We start from the raw sequence: 16116 nt of genomic DNA on the forward strand, positions 1-16116 counted from the left end.
GGGGGGGGTGTGGGGGGGGGGGGGGGGGGGGGGGGGGGGGGGGGGGGGGGGGGGGGGCGTGGGGCCCCCCGCCCCCCCCCCCCCCCCCCCCCCACCCTTGCGGGGGTTCTACCTCGCCGTTGCGTCGTGGCTGGTGCTTCTCTTTGTGATGGGCTGAGCTGGGGAGGCCCGTGCGGCTTCGGGGTCGGGCTGCCGCTCTGTGGATGGAGTTGGGACTGTTTCTTCCGCGGGCGGACCTGGGTGGTGGGGTGCGCGTTCGTACCGTGCCGGTTACGCGGGCGGTGGGGTTAGAGGCGTCGTGGGTGGTTGGGGTGGGAGACGATTGTGGGGAGAGAGAATGGTTCTCGTGTGTTTCTTCTAAATGGAGTTCGCAGGTCTGCCTGAAGAGGAAGTCGGCCGGTCTTGATTGGCTCGTCAGGCGGGCCGATGTGGTCGTTCGGGGTGAACCGGGGTCGCCTTTGACGGCGTGAACAGGGCGTTCGGAGGTTCGTGGCGCCGTTTGACGTTCATGCTGGAGGGATGCCTGCTTCGGCCTATTTGTCTAGCAAGGCAGTGGGTCGTTGGGAGCTGTTTCGGACCGCGCAGCTCAACGCTGTTGGCTGGGCGGCTGTCGCCGGGCTCTGCGCCTCCGGAGCCGCGGCCGGGGCGGTCGTGGGTCGGTTGACCGGCGTCTCGTCCTCGGTGACTGCGCCATTCGGTGGCGCTGCTTTCTTCGTCGCCATACTCGTCGCTGATCGGCGCAAGTGGGGTGGCATGACGGCCAGCCACACCTGGACCGACAACGCGGCCGAGGCGGAGCAGGTCGCTTCGCAGCTCCGGGGAGCCGGAGTGCACGCCGTGGTCGAGACGGATGAGTTTGGGTGGCTCACTCTGCGCTACCACAATCGGGACCGTCGTCGCGTTGCGCGGGTCCTTCGGGACGTTGGCTTCGCGCCTCCGGATGGTGCCGTGCGCTGAGCGTTGGTTTGCGGGGGTGCGGCATGATCGGCCGGGTGTTCAGGGGCCGGTGGTTGGTGCTGTTGCTGGTTGGTCCGATGGTGGCCTCTTGTTCCGAGCCGTGGCAGGCCAGTGGGTTGCCGCCTGCAGCGACTCCCATGCCGGCCGCGTCGGCTGTTGATCGGCCCTCGGTTCTCCCTGCTGTTCCTTTTGGCTCTCCTGGTCCTTCTGGTCCGGAGGCGATTGAGGCTGTGTCGGCCTGTTCGCTGGTTGGGGTGCTTGTTACGGCGGAGCGGGGGGAGGCGGCAATGGGGTATCGGGAGATGGTGCTGAACGTTCGGAACTGCGGGACCAAGCCGTACGAGCTGCGGGGGCGGCCCGAGATTGTCGTGCTTGACGAGGAGGGGCTTCCGCTGAAGATTTCTGTGGTGGCCAGCACGCACTACACGCCGCCGCCGAAGCGGCTCGTGCTGAAGCCGGGGACGGGGGCGATGTCGGTGCTGTCCTGGCGCAACACTGTCACCAGCGTCAGCGGCGCCTCGGACACCGGTGTGTCACTCGTGGTAGCGGTGACCGCGGGCGGAAAGCGCCAGCTCGTCAGCCTGCCGTCGACTCTCGATCTCGGTAACACCGGCCGGCTCGAGGCCAGCACCTGGTTCTGAATCAGCTGCGCGGTCAGGCTCTGCGAGCGGCCTTTCGGGCCGCGTCGCGCATGGCCGGCATGGCCGCCCATGCGGCTGCAACGGTGTCGACTTCTTCGCGATGTTGGTCGAGGAACGTCTGTACTGCGGCCGCGCTCGCCGTCACCACGGCGTCGGCGTTGGCCCTTCGGCAGTTCACATCGGCGGCGGCAGTCTTCCTCTCGAATGCCTCTGCCTCGGCCCAGCCCTCCGAGACGCTGAGTTCGGCTGATGACCGGTGGATCAGTGGCACGAACTTCCGTTGTGCTTGATGGTAGGCGTCGTTCATGTTGTCGGCGGGGGTCCCGGCCTGACTCATGCAGGTGCTGTACCACCCGATCAGGCGTGGTTCCAGTTCTTGGTGAATCGGCGCCTGGTCGTCGCGGAACTTCTGCTCGAGGGCGTACTGCGCGGCGGGCCGGTGGCGGTTGTCCATCGAGGCCACCTCCAGCCGGCACTCGTTGAACCTCCTGCTCTGGGCGACCTCGGCTTCGGTCGGCTGCGGTCCGGCGTTTTCGCGCAGCCTGATCTGCTTCAAGAAGCCCCGGGCGATACCGAAATCGGCCAGATCGGGCCCGAACAGGACCGGCAGGTCGGTCATGTTCGAGGGCTGGTCGATGCCGGGCGGGTCCCACCCGTGCACGGTGTACTTCAAGTTCTTGCGCTCAGCACAGTCGGCGAGCGTGGCCTCTATGGCGTAGTGCTCACCCTCCCCGCCGGCGGCACGCTGTTCCGGCGTTCCAAAGATCTGATTGACCGCCCTGACCATGACCTCCCGGCCCGCGCGCTGGTCGATCGAGGCGTCGCGCGAAGGCTGCGCGCAGGCGCCGAGACCAGCAGCCACAGTGAAGGCGCCGACGACGAACAGCACTGCGTGAGTCTTGGTCATGCCGGTCCAACGATCGACAGCCGATAGCGGCAACCAGAGGCGCACCGACCGTGGCCACAAGACGTGGTGCCATTCCCGGCTCAGGGCGTTCGCTCCTCGAGAATGGGTTCGAGGGCTCGGGCGAGGCGGTCGAGCCAAGTGGCGGGGTGGGGGATGCTCGGGTGGTTGGTAATTGTCCAGGTGCGGATGGTGGCCGGGGTCAGGTCGGCGATGCCTGGCATGCGGCGTAGTGCGGGGGACAGCTGCAGTCCAGGGCGTTCGGCCAGCAGGACGGCGTCGTACAGGTCTTTGCCGTCGCTGGTGCCGTGGGTGTTCTGGTCGGTGGCCAGCCACTGGAGTTTCCAGGCCAGCGACAGCTCGGGGCTCGCCGTCCACAGTGCGGTGGGCGGGCCGTCAGCGCGGGGGATGGCGGTGAGCACGGCCGGGGCGTGGAGCTTTTCGTCGTACGCGAAATCGAGCTGGATCGTGCCGCCGTCGAACGGGACGAGGGCGCGGCAACCCGCTCCTTCGTATTCGGTGTCGTAGGCGTCGCCGAAAGCGGCGTCGAACGTGACTTCTTCCAGGTCGAGGCGGATGCCGTCGGGGGTCTGCGGGTGCAGTTCCAGCAGTTCGAGCAGCTCATCGTGCGGGCGGCCGGCGTCGATGTCGTCGGCGCGCAGCCAGTGCAAGCCTTCCGGGGGCAGGACCGGACGGTGGCCCTCGGCGTCGAAGTCCTGCTCGGCCCACAGCTCGTCGCGAGGTCGCCGGTGCACCGTCTCGGGCGCGGTGCGTACGCGGTGCAGGCCATCCACGTACGGGTAGGGCCACCAGCGGTCCTGCGGCTGCACGGCCACCGGGCGGACGATCCAGTCGAGGTCGGCCGGTTCGCGGGCCTGCGGTCCGGCCCACGCCAGCATCGTGACGCTGCCCCGCAGCACCAGCGCGTCCGCCAGCGGCGAGTCGGCCACGACGGCGAGGATGTGGTCGATCACCGACCGGTGCGGGTTCACCCGGTGATCCAACCCGCGTCCACCGCCGGATTGCTGTCGAGTACGACGTACTCCTGCTCGACCTCGACGACCGTGAGCCCGGTCAGGTCGGCGAGCAGCGCGTCGAGGCGACGGCGGGCCTCCGGCAACCCGCAGTCGTAGCAGCGCTGGGTGACGAACCGCTCGTGGTGTCCGTCCGGGTCGCCGCGGCGGGCGTTACGGGAGACGTGCGCGTCGTGTCTCGAGCTGACGTGCCGGGCCAGCTCGATGCCGTCGGTGTCGACGACCAGCTTGATGTGGTGCTCGAAGTAGCGGTCGGGGCTGGCCTGCGCTTCGTGCTGAGGCACGTCGGCGTTGAACGGCGACGCCTCCACCTTCACCCGCGTCACCGTGAACCCCTCAGCGACCAACCGCGCCTGCCATTCGTGAGCCTCGGCGGCGACCGCGGCGAACGGGCCGTGAGCACGCGCCGTCAGCATCGGCTGGTCCGGTGTCGTACCGCGGTCGAGCACGATCCGGGTGTACTTCAGCCCGTGCGCCTCGGCGTATCCGGCCGGCCCCGGATCGGCCCGTACCGTCAGATGGATCTCGAACTCCCCGTCGAACACGCCGCCCAGGCTAACCCGGGATCAGCCGGGCCAGGAAAGCCCGCTGGGCATCGTTGAAAACCTTTTCCTGGTACGCCGTGAGCAGCGCCCCGGTCCGGTCGTCGACCCCGTCGAAACCGTCGTAGGTCAGGTGGCCCAGCGCGACGTGATAGTCGGCGACCAGCCGGTCGACCTCCTCGTCCGGCGTGTCCGGCCCGAGCGCGGCGAACCGGGCCGTCAGGGCGGTCGTGGCCGCCAGCAGATCCGGTTCGGCGACCTGGCCGAGCAGACCCGCCAGCGCGGTCCGGCCCTCCTCGTCGAGCCGATGATGTAGCAAAAGCATCATCTCGCGGTCGTGCCGCAGCATCTCGGCCGACAGGTGGTCCGGGCTGCTGCCCGCGTTCGTGAGCAGTTCGGCCAGCTCGGGCGGCGTGTCCGGGCTGGCCCCGGCCGCCCGCAGCCGGGCGATCACCTCGCGGCGGGCGGCGAGCCGCGCGATCTGGCCGGCCAGTTCCCGGTCGAGCTCGTCGAGCACGGCGTCGGCCCGCCCCTCGGATTCCAGCAGCGGCGGGATCTCCTCGAGCGGCAGCCCCAGCTCGGCCAGCCGCCGGATGCGCAGCAACAGCACCAGATCGCTGACCGAGTACTCGCGGTAGCCGTTGCCCCGCCGCGCCGGCTCGGGCAGCACCCCGACCTGGTGGTAGTGGCGCAGCGTACGCACGCTGACCCCGGCCAAGCGGGCGATCTCGCCGCTGTTCATCCGCGCCTCCCGCCCTCAGCCTACGAGCTCCGGCTCGGCGGTCGGCCGTGGTTCCAGGTCGCGCAGGGAGCGGGCGACGATCGCGAAGACGCCGGTGGCGAGCCAGACCACGGCCAGGACGATCGCCCCGGTGCGAGCGCCGGACCCGTCGACCAGCAGCGCCGCGCCGCCCATGCCGATGGCCGGGGCCAGGGTGAGGATCGAGTTCTGCAGGCCCATCACCCGTCCCCGCATCGCGTCCGGGATGCGTTCCACCATGAGTACGCCCATCAGGCTCCCGAACAGGCCGTTGCCCAGCCCGACCAGGGCGGCCGCGGCGAGCACGAGCCATGGATCGGCCAGCGTCGCCATCAGGCCGAAGCCGGCGATCGTGATCAGCATCCCGGTCGTGAACCAGGTGCGCCGCCGTCCCCGGCCACCCGCCGCGGCGTACGTGCCGCCCCCGATCAGCAGCCCGACGGCGAGCGCGCTGAGCACCAGGCCGAGCAGTTCGGGCCGCTCCTGCAGGGTGAAATAGACCGGCAGGACCAGCGCCTGGAAGCCGGCCAGCACAACGACCAGGCCCACGCTGAGCAGCGTGGTGGTCAACAGGAAGGGCGACCGGACGAGCGTGTGCCAGCCGTCGCGCAACACCACCCGCTGCCGTCCGGGGCCGGTGGCCGGGATCGCCCCGGCCGAGCGCGGAATGATCATCGTGACCGCGGCTGCCGCGGCTGAGGTGGCTGCAGTCACCCACAGCACGGTGACTCCGTCGAATGACGCGATCAGCACCGCGCCGGCCGCCGGGCCGATCAGCATGACCACCGCGCCGAGCGATTCCCGCAGCCCGAGCAAGCGCTCGGCGCTCATCCGGCCCGCGCGGACCACGCCGGGAATCATCGCCTCGCGCGCGGTCAGCCCCGGCACGTCACCGAACGAGCCGATCACCGCGAACAGAACGAACCACCCGAGCGCCAGTCCGACCGTGGCGTCGACCAGGGGTAGCGCCGCGACCGCGAGCGCGGAGATCACATCGGTCAGCACGGACGCCGTACGCCGGTTGATGCGGTCGATGACCACGCCCATGACCAGCCCGGCTACGGCGGCCGGCAACGCCGATGCCACAGCAACGGCGCCGGTGGCGAGCACACTCCCGGTGATCTGCAGGACGAGCAGCGGCAGCACCACGCCCGCGATGGAATTGCCCAGCATGGAGAGGACGTAGGAGGCCAGGTAGGCCGACGAGACGCGGTTCATGCCCCCTATGGCAAACCATGACGTCGCGTCGGGGTCAAGCGCGCCGCCGGCGCCACAGCCACCGCCCGCCGCGCGGGACGACCGTCAGCAGGAGTGGGCCGGCGGCGGTCAGGGCGACGAGACCCCAGAAGTGCGCGTCGCCCGGGTCGGCGATGTAGTGGAAGACGATCAGCGCGGCCAGCACGGACCAGAGGCCGTCCAACACCCATACGCGTACGGCCTTCGGGCGCTCCGGCGTGTCCGGGAACTCGCCGTTGCGGAGTTGGCCCCGCCAGCCGCGTGGGGCGGCGACCAGGATGTACGCGAGCACCATGGGCAGCCGCAGCAGCGCGACCCAGGTGGCGAAGACGACCGGCCGGTCGGCGACCGCTCCCGCCGCGGCCGGAGCGATCCAGCCGAACGCCAGATAGGTGAGCTGCAGGAGGACGAAGTCCACGGCCACGGCGAACACGCCGAACCCGGCCACCATCAGCAGACCGGCCCGTCGGGGCAGACCGGAGCTCAGCTCAGCCATGAGTTGATTATGGCGATCGCCGTCAACGGTCGTCGCCGCTGCCACCGAGGACGCCGCGGCCCTGGCGGCTGGCCAGTTTGGCCAGGTTGGTGGTGGCGATGTCGTCCATCGAGAGGTCCAGGTAGTCGGCCAGAACCGCCACGTACCACAGCACATCGCCCAGCTCCTTGGCGATGTCGGCGCGGTCGATGCGGGTCTCGTCGCTGTCGGAATCGCGAACCCACTTCTTGAACTTCTCGGCGACCTCCCCGGACTCGCCGACCAGGCCCAGCACCAGGTGCAGCAGTTCGTTCTTCTTGTCCCGGGGCGCCGCCGTCCGCAGGGCGCCGCGCTGGTAGTCGTCGAAGTCCATGGCTCAGGAGTATGGCGACTGCCAGAATCGCCGGCATGACTGAGGGACCGGTCCGTGCGTGAGGCCGCGCGTCGGGCGATTACGCGAGTTCGTGGCCCGCGGCGCGGGCCCAGGCGAGCAGGGCCGGGTCGGCGAGGCTGGGGACGGTGACGTCGGCGGCGAGGTCGACGCCGGGCAGGGAGGGCACACCGACGACGAAGGTGCCGGCCGCCCGGGCCGAGGTGGCACCGGTGCGGGAATCTTCGAACGCCACCGTACGGGCCGGGTCGGCCTGCAAACGGGCGCAGGCGGCCAGATAGAGGTCAGGGGCCGGCTTGGGGTGCTCTACGTCGTCGGCGCTGAGCACGACGGTGAACAGGTCGTCGAGCCCGGCCGAGACCAGCGCGGCGTCGACGAAGGCACGCGGGCTGTTGCTGGCCACCGCGATCGGCACCCGGCCGCGCAGCAGCGACACCAGCTCGCGGGCGCCGGGCAGCGGATCGGCGCCGGCTGCGAGTTCGACCGCCACGAGGTCGTGCAGGCGCTGCGCCAGCGCCGGGCCCTCGCCGGGCCGCCCGAAATAGCCGGCCATGGCCAGCCCGGCCGCGGCCAGCGTCTTACCGATGACGATCTGCTTCTGCTCGACCCCGAAGCCGTGCCCGTGCTCGGCGAAGATCGTCGTCTCGGCCCGGGTCCAGCACACCTCGGTGTCGACGAGCAGACCGTCGTTGTCGAAAACCACGGCATTCACGCACGAGGGAAGTTCCACCCGCCCGATCTTGCCATCACGGCCACAGCAGGGTCCGCGCCCATCCCGATGCCGTACGCGTGTAGCGGAGGCGGGTGTGTTTGCGCTCCCGGTCGCCCTGCCAGAACTCGACCTCGTCGGCATCGAGGTTGTAGAGCGTCCACCGTGGCACTACAGCGTCGGTTCGTTCCCGGGTCTCGTGCAGGTCCTGGTCTCGGACTCTGGCGAGAGCTTCTTCGAGGGCGACGTCGAGGATCCGGCGGTCCGGTAGATCCTGGCTCTGCCGGCCCGGGGACGCCTCGGCCCGCGATCCGGCCGGACGGGCCCGGAAGTCCGCGGCACTGAGGTGGGCGGGTTCAGAGCCCAGGTTCCCCGCGAACACAGGCAAAGCCCGCAGGTAATCCCGCATGACCTTCCGACCATCAGTCGCGGCGGGCCGTGGAGCGTCCGGGTTGTCCCTCATGGCCGTTCCCTCACGGTTGTACGACTGTCTGATTGTCCGGCGGTCGGCCGCTTCGAGCTGTGGAGTGCGCAGGTTGTTGCTCATGGCTGTCCCGCCAGTAGCCGTAAGGAGCCGTGGAATTCGGGCTGGGTGCGCAGGTGCCCGTGGCGTGCGTCCCAGGCTCCGGATGCGAGGCCGGCGCGGAGTTGCTCGACCGCCCGGTGATTGGCCTGCTCGTCGACGAAGTCCCAGGCCGACTGGGCGGCCCGCACCCGCGGATCGAGGAACTGCTCAGGCCGGGCGTAATAGGTTTCGGTGAACCCGTCGACACAATCGATCGGGATCGGCACTTCACGAACATCGACCCGCTTACCGATTATCGAAGAAAGATAATCGATCAGCGGGTATCGACGGCGCTCGGCCGCGATCAGCTCCGGGACGTACTCGGCCGGCCAGAGCCGATCGAGCGCATCCCCGTCGAAGGTCAGCACGACGACCGCCTCCCGCGCGACGCGGCGCAGCTCACTGAGCCCGCGCCCGACGTCCGCCCATTGGTGCACGGTCACGGTGGCCATCACCGCATCGAACGAGTCGTCGTCGAACGGCAGCTGCTCGGCCATCGCGTCCAGGGCCGGCGCGACGTCGAGCGCTCGCTGCGCTCGGATCCGGGCCGACGGTTCCACGGCCAGCACGGACCGATCGTCCGGCTCGCACGGGCTACGAGGCCGGGGTGCGGGAAGCGCGGGGGGCTACCAGGCCAGGGTGTGGGAAGCGCCGGCGAGCCACGAGGCCGAAGTGGGGGACGCGCGGCCGGCTACTGGGCTGGGGCGCGGAGTTCGGTGGCGGCCCAGGAGGCCAGCAGCGACAGGGCCTCGGCGGTCGGCGAGGCGGGCTCGGCCGCATAGATGGTCAGCGTGAGGTCGGCGTCGGCGCGAAGATCCATGCTTTCGTACGCCAGCACGAGCTCACCCACGACGTGGTGATAGAAGATCTTGGTGCCGGTTCCGTGCGTACGCACATTGTGCGCACCCCACCGGCGGCGGAACTCGTCGCTGCGGGTCGACAACTCGCCGACCAGGTCGTGGATGCCCTTGTCGTGCGGGTCCTTGCCGGCCGCCGTCCGCAGGTTGGCCACGAACATGTCGGCGAACAGGTTCCAGTCGGGATAGAAGCGGCGGGCCGCGCTGTCGAGGAACGTGAACCGCCCGAAGTTGGGCACGACGCCCGGCTCGGTGTACAGGTCGCTGTGCATGGCCCGGCCCAGGTGGTTGGTGGCCACCACGTCCTGCCGGTTGTTGACCAGGATGGCCGGTGTGTGAATGGCGTCCAGCGACCACTGCAGGTTCGGCCGCACGGCTCCCGGTTTGGACAGCCGGCTCGGCCGGACCAGCGCGCTGCTGCCGTTGGCCGAGCCGGCCAGCCGGAACAGGTGGGCCCGCTCGGCCTCGTCGAGCTGCAGCGCCCGGGCGATCGCCTCGAGCACGCCCGCGGAGACCCCGGCCAGCGAACCCCGCTCGAGCTTGGCGTAGTACTCGACGCTCATCCCGGCCAGCGCGGCCACCTCGCTGCGGCGCAGGCCCGGCACCCGGCGCTGCCCCGAGGTGGGGATGCCGGCCCGATCCGGCGTGATCTTCGCCCGGCGGGTCGTCAGGAAGTCGCGTACCTCGGCTCGATTGTCCACCCGTCCGACGGTACGACGCCTCCCGGCCGAGTGGGATGCCCTGCGGGTACACCCCTGTCCCGGTCGAATTGGCGTAACAGTGGGTATCGATCGCCACTTGCTCTATCGCGCGGCGCTGATCGGCTTTAGCCTCGGATCCGGGGGAGGGATTGAGCCATGACCGGCGGTGCTGCGGCGCGCGAGGTTCGTGGACGGCGTGCGGAATGCGCGGCCCTGGACCAGTTGGTCAGCGAAGTGCGCTCCGGCCGGGGTCAGGCCTTGCTTCTGCACGGCGAGGCCGGCATCGGGAAGTCGGCTCTGCTGCGGTATGTCGGCCGCCGGTCGGCGGGGTTCCGGGTGGCCCGGGCGGCGGGGGCCGAGTCCGAGGTCGAACTGCCGTTCGCCGGGCTGCACCAGCTGTGCGGGCCCATGCTGGATCAACGCGGGCGCCTGCCCGGCCCGCAACGCGATGCGCTGGCCGTCGTCTTCGGCTACAGCGCCGGCGCCCCGCCGGACCGCCTGCTGGTCGGGGTGGCCGTGCTCAGCCTGTTGGCCGCGGTGGCCGAGGACAGACCGCTGCTGTGCCTGATCGACGACGCGCAGTGGCTGGACGACATGTCGGTGCAGACGATGACCTTCGTGGCCCGGCGGCTGCTGGCGGAGCGGGTGGGCGTGGTCTTCGCCATCCGGGAGCCGGCCGCCGGTCTGGCCTGGCGCAGTCTGCCGAACCGGGCCGTCGAAGGACTGAGCAGCGACGACGCGCGGGCCCTGCTCGAGTCGGCGGTGCCCGGGCGATTGGACGAGCGGGTCCGGGACAGGATCGTGGCCGAGAGCCGCGGCAACCCCCTGGCCCTGCTCGAGTTGCCGCGCGGGCTGACCGCGGCCGAACTGGCCGGCGGCTTCGGGCGTCCGGATGCCCGCCCGCTGGCCGGCAAGATCGAGCGGAGTTTCGCCCAGCGGGTCGGGGTGCTGCCCGCGGCCACCCGCAAGCTGTTGCTGACGGCGGCGGCCGAGCCGCTCGGCGACGCCGGGCTGCTGCGCTCGGCCGCCGCCCGGCTGGGCCTGCCGATGAGCGCCATCGCCCAGGCGGTGGAGGCCGGGTTGATCGACCTCGACTCCCGGGTGCGGTTCCGGCATCCGCTGGTGCGGACGGCGGTCTATCGGGCGGCGTCGCCCCACGACCGGCGTGAAGTCCACCGCGCGCTGGCCGAGGCCACCGATCCGGTGGCCGACCCCGACCGGCGGGCCTGGCACCGGGCCCACGCGGCCGACGAGGCCGACGAACCGATCGCGGCCGACCTGGTCGGTTCGGCCGAGCGGGCCCAGCTCCGCGGCGGGGTGGCGGCCGCCGCCGAGTTCCTGCGACGGGCCACCGAGCTCACCCCCGATCCGGCGATCCGGGCCTTCCGGGCCCTGGCCGCAGCCGAGGCTGAGCTGAGATGCGGCGCCTTCGAGGTCGCGTCCAAACTCCTGCTCACGGCCGAGGGGCCGGCCGACGAGCTCCATCAGGCCCGGATCACCCTGTTGCGAGCGCAGATCGCCTTCGCGTCCGGCCACGACATGGCCGCGCCCCGGCTGCTGCTGGACGCGGCCCGCCGCCTCGAACCGCTCGACCTGGAGCTGGCCCGCGACACGTACCGGGACGCTCTGGGCGCGGCGCTGCTGGCGGGTGGGATGGCCGGTGGCGCCGATGTCGCCGAGGTGGGGCGGGCCGTGCTGGCGGCTCCCGTCCCCGTCCGCCGTCGCCCCGGCGACCTGCTGCTCAACGCCCTCGCCGTGCTCTGGACCGAGGGTTACGAAGCCGCCGCGCCGCTGGCCCACGAGGCGGTCCGGGCCTTCCGGGCCGACGGCGAGTCGGATCAGCCCTGGCTGTGGCTGGCCCTGGTCACCAGCGCCATGGTCTGGGACGAGGAGGCGTGGGCGGTCCTGAACCAGCGACACGTCCGCACCGCCCGGGCCCTCGGCGACCTCAGCGTGTTGCCGCTCACTCTCAACTCGCTCGTCTGCCTGCAGATGTTCCGGGGCGAGCAGTCGGCGGCGGCCGCGGTGATCGCCGAGATCCACGCCATCGGGGACGCCACCGCCGTCGCCCTCGCGCCCTACGGTGCATTAACTGTGGCCGCCTTCAAGGGCGATGAGAACGTGGCCCTCCCGCTGATCGAGGCGACCACCGCCGACGTGCTGGCCCGGGGCGAGGACAGCGCGGTCATGGTCACCCACTGGACGTGGGCGGTGTTGATGAACGGGCTGGCTCGCTATCACGAGGCGTTGCCCGCGGCCCGCTCCGCGATCGAGCATCCGAACGAGTCGGGCGTCTGGTACTGGTCGCACGCCGAGCTGATCGAGGCGGCCGTCCGGGCCGACCGCCCGGAGGACGCTGCCGGGGCCTACGACAGTCTGGCGCCGAGACTGCGCGCGGCCGGAACCGACTGGGCCTTGGGCGTCCTGGCCCGGTGCACCGCGCTGCTGCGCGCCGGGCCGGACGCCGAATCGTGCTACCGGCAGGCGGTCGACCACCTGGGCCGGACCGGGCTCCGGCTGGAACTGGCCCGCACTCACCTGCTGTACGGCGAATGGCTGCGCCGCGAGGGCCGCCGTCGCGATGCCCGGGGCCAGTTGCGCACCGCCCACGACATGCTCACCGCGGCCGGCGCCGACGCGTTCGCCGAGCGCGCCCGGCGCGAACTGGCCGCCGCCGGCGAGGTGGTGGCCGGTCCGGTCGCGAGGGCCAGCGACAGCCTCACCGTGCAGGAGGCGAACATCGCCGCGCTGGCCGGCAGCGGCCTGACCAACGCCGAGATCGGCGCCCAGCTGTTCCTGAGCCAGCACACCGTCGAGTGGCACCTGCGCAAGGTCTTCACCAAGCTCGGCATCAGTTCCCGCAAACAGCTCCGCCCGCTGTCACAGAACGGGTGATCACCCGGTCAGGCTGACATGGGTCCGATCCGGCTTCCCCGGCCCGTCGCTGTGGCGGTGGGCGGCGGTGGTGTGCTCGGCGCGGCCCACGTGGGCGCCGGCTACGCCCTGGAGGAGCGCGGCTTCGTACCGGATCTGATCGTCGGCACCTCGGTCGGCGCCCTCACCGGGGCGATCGCCGCTGCTCACCCCGACGACGCGGCGCCCTGGCTCGACCAGGTGTGGAGCCGGTTGCGCCGCCGCGACGTCTTCCCGCTGGGTTATCCGTCCTCGCGGGCCAGTGTCTTCGCCGACCGCGGCCTGCGCCGGTTGATCGCCCGGGCCGGGCTGCCCGAGCGGATCGAGCAGCTGCCGATCCCGTTCACGGCGGTCGCCATGGACCTGGCCAGCGGCGACCCGGTGCTGCTGGATCACGGTGACCTCGAGTCGGCCCTGCTCGCCAGCGCGGCCATTCCGGGGGTGCTGCCTCCGGTCGTACGGGATGGAAGGACCTTGGTCGACGGCGGGGTGGTGGCCTATGTCCCGGTGCTGGCGGCCTGGCAGGCCGGGGCGGCCAGCGTGCTCGCGCTGTCGATCGGACCGGAGAGCAGCCCGCTGCCCGCGTCGGTGCCGCACCGGCGGGCGGGCGCCATCGCGGCCCGGGCCGGAGTGCTGATGTTCCGGCACCAGATCGAGCGTGACCTGCTCGAAGTGTCCCGGCACATCCCGACCGTCGTGCTGCCGAACGGGATCGAGGCCTGGCCCGCGCCGTGGGACCTCGGGCAGACGCGGCGACTGATCACCACCGCCGCCGGCGCGGCCGGGCGGTTCCTGGATCGGCTGGACATCGACGGGCCCGGCCTCTACCGGGCCACGACGCAAGCAACGGAGGTCGAACGATGAGCACCATCGCGTTCCTCAACATCGCCATGCACGGGCGGGTCAATCCGACGCTGCCGGTCGTGGCCGAGCTGGTCCGGCGTGGACACACCGTGACCTACCACACGTCACCCGCCTTCGCGGCCAAGGTCGAGGCGGCCGGCGCGACAGTGCACCTTTATCCCGGTGGGGACCAGCCGCTGCCCGATCCGCCGACGCCGTTGTCGCTGGTGCGCGGGCTGGCCGAGGCGACCATCCGGTTGCTGCCGCCGCTGCTGGCCGATCTGCGCCGCATCCGGCCCGACCTGATCGTCCACGATTCCGCCTGCCCGTGGGGCCTGGTCGCGGCGCGGGAGCTCGGTGTGCCCGCGGTGTCGTCGTTCACCACGTTCGCCTTCAATCGGCAGGCGCTCAGTCCCACCCGGGCCTCGTGGGAGCTGGCGGGTGAGGCGCTGTCCCGCCCGGGCGCCGCGCTCGGCTATCTGCGGGCCCGGTCGCAGCTGGGGCGGGGGCTGCCGCTGACCGATCTGGGCAACCTGCGCCAGCCGCTCAATCTCGTCTACACCTCGCGGGCGTTCCAGATCGGGGCGGACGGCTTCGGCGAGTCCTACCGTTTCGTGGGCCCGAGTATCGGCGCTCGCCCGGCCGACCCGTCGTTCCCGCTCGACGAGCTGAAGGACCCGGTTCTGTACGCCTCGTTGGGCACCGTGTTCGATGCCGACCCCCGCCTGCTGCGGACGTTCGCGGCCGCGCTCGCCCCGCTCGGCGGCACCGTGGTGATCGCGACCGGCTCCCACGATCCGGCCGAGCTGGGCCCGCTGCCGGGCAACGTGATCGCCCGCCGGTCCGTGCCGCAGCTCGAGGTGCTGGGCCGGGCGGCCATGTTCATCACCCACGGCGGCATGAACGGCACCAACGAGGCCCTGCTGGCCGGGGTCCCGATGCTGGTCGTGCCCCAGGGCGCCGACCAGCCGCTGGTGGCCTCGCGGGTGGTCGCCCTCGGGGCCGGGCTGTCGATCACCAACGACGAGGTCCGGGAGGACGTCGTGCGGGCGCTGGCCCGGCGGCTGCTCGACGAGCCGGGGTTCCGCGAAGCCGCGCAGACCGTGCGCGACGCTCAGCAGCGGGCGGGCGGGTTCGGCCGGGCCGTGGACGAGATCGAGCGCTACCTGAAGATCGTGCCGGCCGGGCGATGACCGCCGGGATCGTGGTGCTGCTCGTGCTGGCCGGGCTGTCCGAGGCCGCCGGGCGGGTGCTGCCCCTGGTCGCGGGGCGCTCCGGGGCGACGCGGGCCGGGACGGTCGGGCTGCTGTTCACCGGCACTGTGGTCGACGGGACGGTGTTCGCGCTGTGGCCGTTCCTCGCCGGCCTGGCCGCGGGCGCTGCCCTGGACTGGACTCCGACCCTGCTGGCGCCGCTGCTGCTCTCCGCCGTGCTCGCGTTTCCGCTGCTGGGGCCCGCGCTGCACGGATTGCTGCTGGTCGGCGTGGGCGCTGGGCTGGCCGGGGTACTGGCCGGTTCGGCCGGGATCGGGTGGTGGACCGCGGCCGGGTGGGTGGCCGTGACCGGCATCGTGCTGGCAGCGGCCGTCGACGGGATCCGCCGGTTGGTCGTACGGCTGCACCGGCGGCCGGCGGTGCTCGCATGATCCAGGCTTGGCTTCTGCTGGTGCTGGCCGGGATCGGCGGCGTGCTGCTCGTGGAGGGTCTGCTGGCCCGGTACGAGCTGCTGGCCTACGCGGCCGGCTGGCGGTCCCCGGCCACCGTGTTGCCGGACGGGATGCCGTACGCCCGGGGAGCGGAGGCGGACCGGCCGCCGGACGCCTATCTGGTCTATCTGGACGGCATCGGCAAGCGGCGATTCCGCGACACGCGCGACGGCGGCCGGCTGGTCCAGGCCGTGCTCGCCGGCGCGCCCGAGCTGCGCGTGCTGGGTCAGGTGCTGCCGTACTCACCGCTGGCCGACCCGCTCGCCGACCGCCGGATCTGGGCCTGGCTGCGGCGGCGGGCCGGGTTGGTGCTGTTCCTGCACAATGTCATGCAGATCTTCATCGCCGCCGACCGCCGCTACCGCCCGCACTACAACCGGGCCGTCGGCTCGCAGATCGCCGAGCACCTGCTGCTCGCGGGTTACCGGCCGGACAGTGGCGTGCCGGTGGTGCTGCTCAGCTACAGCGGTGGCGCGCAGCTGGCGACGGGCGCGGTCGACGGGCTGTGGACGCGGCTGCGGTGCCCGTTGCACCTGATCTCGATCGGCGGCTTCCACAACGGCGCCAACGACCTGAGCCACGCCCGGCGCCTCGACGTGATCACCAGCTCGGCCGACTGGATCGAGCACCTGGGCGGCCGGATCTTCCCGCCGCGCTGGCCCCTGCTGCGGGCCAGCGGGTGGAACCGGGCCGTCCGGGCCGGAAAGGTCGCCGTGCACCGTCTCGACCCGGCCACCCACGTCGGGCCGCGCAGCTACATCAGCCCGGAGGCGTTCCTGCCCCGGACGACCGGGACGGTGATCGCGCTGATCCGCGAGAACGTCAGCGACGGCCGATTCGCGGCGGGATAGACACGCCCGGCGAAAATTGCCGTCCGACAACG

General features: G+C 71.6%; 17 protein-coding genes. 6 read left to right on the forward strand and 11 right to left on the reverse strand.

What is annotated here, in order from left to right:
* The first annotated feature begins 1094 nt into the window (after positions 1-1094).
* Complete coding sequence (locus tag M1L60_RS44910; protein ID WP_256518705.1) at positions 1095-1598, forward strand: DUF4232 domain-containing protein; 504 nt, start codon at positions 1095-1097, stop codon at positions 1596-1598.
* 13 nt (positions 1599-1611) lie between these two features.
* Here M1L60_RS44910 and M1L60_RS44915 read toward each other — a convergent pair whose 3' ends face one another.
* From M1L60_RS44915 to M1L60_RS44965, 11 genes are all read right to left on the reverse strand, one after another.
* Positions 1612-2505, reverse strand: coding sequence for a hypothetical protein (locus tag M1L60_RS44915; protein WP_253243746.1), 894 nt, complete (start codon positions 2503-2505; stop codon positions 1612-1614).
* An 80-nt stretch (positions 2506-2585) separates the two neighbouring features.
* On the reverse strand, positions 2586-3494 hold the full coding sequence (locus M1L60_RS44920) for a nucleotidyl transferase AbiEii/AbiGii toxin family protein (RefSeq protein ID WP_253243747.1): 909 nt from the start codon (positions 3492-3494) through the stop codon (positions 2586-2588).
* Entirely contained in the window at positions 3491-4081 is a 591-nt protein-coding gene (locus M1L60_RS44925; protein ID WP_253243748.1) for a hypothetical protein, read from the reverse strand. The genes M1L60_RS44920 and M1L60_RS44925 overlap by 4 nt, the downstream gene beginning before the upstream one ends.
* A 10-nt stretch (positions 4082-4091) precedes the next feature.
* Positions 4092-4820 (reverse strand): MerR family transcriptional regulator, encoded by a 729-nt coding sequence (locus M1L60_RS44930; protein WP_253243749.1) that lies wholly within the window; start codon positions 4818-4820, stop codon positions 4092-4094.
* A gap of 15 nt (positions 4821-4835) precedes the next feature.
* Positions 4836-6056 (reverse strand): MFS transporter, encoded by a 1221-nt coding sequence (locus M1L60_RS44935; protein ID WP_253243750.1) that lies wholly within the window; start codon positions 6054-6056, stop codon positions 4836-4838.
* 34 nt (positions 6057-6090) lie between these two features.
* The gene (locus M1L60_RS44940) at positions 6091-6570 is read right to left on the reverse strand and encodes a hypothetical protein (RefSeq protein ID WP_253243751.1); all 480 of its coding nucleotides are present in this window, start codon (positions 6568-6570) and stop codon (positions 6091-6093) included.
* 22 nt (positions 6571-6592) lie between these two features.
* Complete coding sequence (locus tag M1L60_RS44945) at positions 6593-6922, reverse strand: nucleoside triphosphate pyrophosphohydrolase family protein (protein ID WP_253243752.1); 330 nt, start codon at positions 6920-6922, stop codon at positions 6593-6595.
* Positions 6923-7001: 79 nt separating this feature from the next.
* Complete coding sequence (locus M1L60_RS44950; RefSeq protein WP_253243753.1) at positions 7002-7670, reverse strand: HAD family hydrolase; 669 nt, start codon at positions 7668-7670, stop codon at positions 7002-7004.
* A 16-nt stretch (positions 7671-7686) separates the two neighbouring features.
* On the reverse strand, positions 7687-8058 hold the full coding sequence (locus tag M1L60_RS44955) for a pyridoxine 5'-phosphate oxidase C-terminal domain-containing protein (RefSeq protein WP_253243754.1): 372 nt from the start codon (positions 8056-8058) through the stop codon (positions 7687-7689).
* A gap of 134 nt (positions 8059-8192) precedes the next feature.
* On the reverse strand, positions 8193-8783 hold the full coding sequence (locus M1L60_RS44960) for a class I SAM-dependent methyltransferase (protein ID WP_308208640.1): 591 nt from the start codon (positions 8781-8783) through the stop codon (positions 8193-8195).
* A 122-nt stretch (positions 8784-8905) separates the two neighbouring features.
* Positions 8906-9772: a helix-turn-helix transcriptional regulator gene (locus M1L60_RS44965; RefSeq protein WP_253243755.1), complete on the reverse strand. Its 867-nt coding sequence runs from the start codon at positions 9770-9772 to the stop codon at positions 8906-8908.
* A gap of 156 nt (positions 9773-9928) precedes the next feature.
* On the opposite strand from M1L60_RS44965, the gene M1L60_RS44970 reads away from it, so the two are divergent.
* Genes M1L60_RS44970 through M1L60_RS44990 form a run of 5 tightly spaced genes read left to right on the forward strand, consistent with a single transcriptional unit; the run spans position 9929 to position 16084 of the window.
* Complete coding sequence (locus tag M1L60_RS44970) at positions 9929-12667, forward strand: ATP-binding protein (RefSeq protein ID WP_253243756.1); 2739 nt, start codon at positions 9929-9931, stop codon at positions 12665-12667.
* An 18-nt stretch (positions 12668-12685) separates the two neighbouring features.
* A complete protein-coding gene (locus M1L60_RS44975) occupies positions 12686-13549 on the forward strand; it encodes a patatin-like phospholipase family protein (RefSeq protein ID WP_253243757.1) in 864 nt (287 codons plus the stop codon).
* Complete coding sequence (locus M1L60_RS44980) at positions 13546-14721, forward strand: macrolide family glycosyltransferase (protein ID WP_253243758.1); 1176 nt, start codon at positions 13546-13548, stop codon at positions 14719-14721. Before M1L60_RS44975 ends, M1L60_RS44980 begins: the two co-directional genes overlap by 4 nt.
* The gene (locus tag M1L60_RS44985; protein WP_253243759.1) at positions 14718-15173 is read left to right on the forward strand and encodes a hypothetical protein; all 456 of its coding nucleotides are present in this window, start codon (positions 14718-14720) and stop codon (positions 15171-15173) included. The genes M1L60_RS44980 and M1L60_RS44985 overlap by 4 nt, the downstream gene beginning before the upstream one ends.
* Entirely contained in the window at positions 15170-16084 is a 915-nt protein-coding gene (locus M1L60_RS44990) for a hypothetical protein (protein WP_253243760.1), read from the forward strand. The genes M1L60_RS44985 and M1L60_RS44990 overlap by 4 nt, the downstream gene beginning before the upstream one ends.
* Positions 16085-16116 lie beyond the last annotated feature (32 nt).

The organism is Paractinoplanes aksuensis (assembly GCF_024137025.1).
Taxonomy (GTDB): Bacteria; Actinomycetota; Actinomycetes; order Mycobacteriales; family Micromonosporaceae; genus Actinoplanes; species Actinoplanes aksuensis.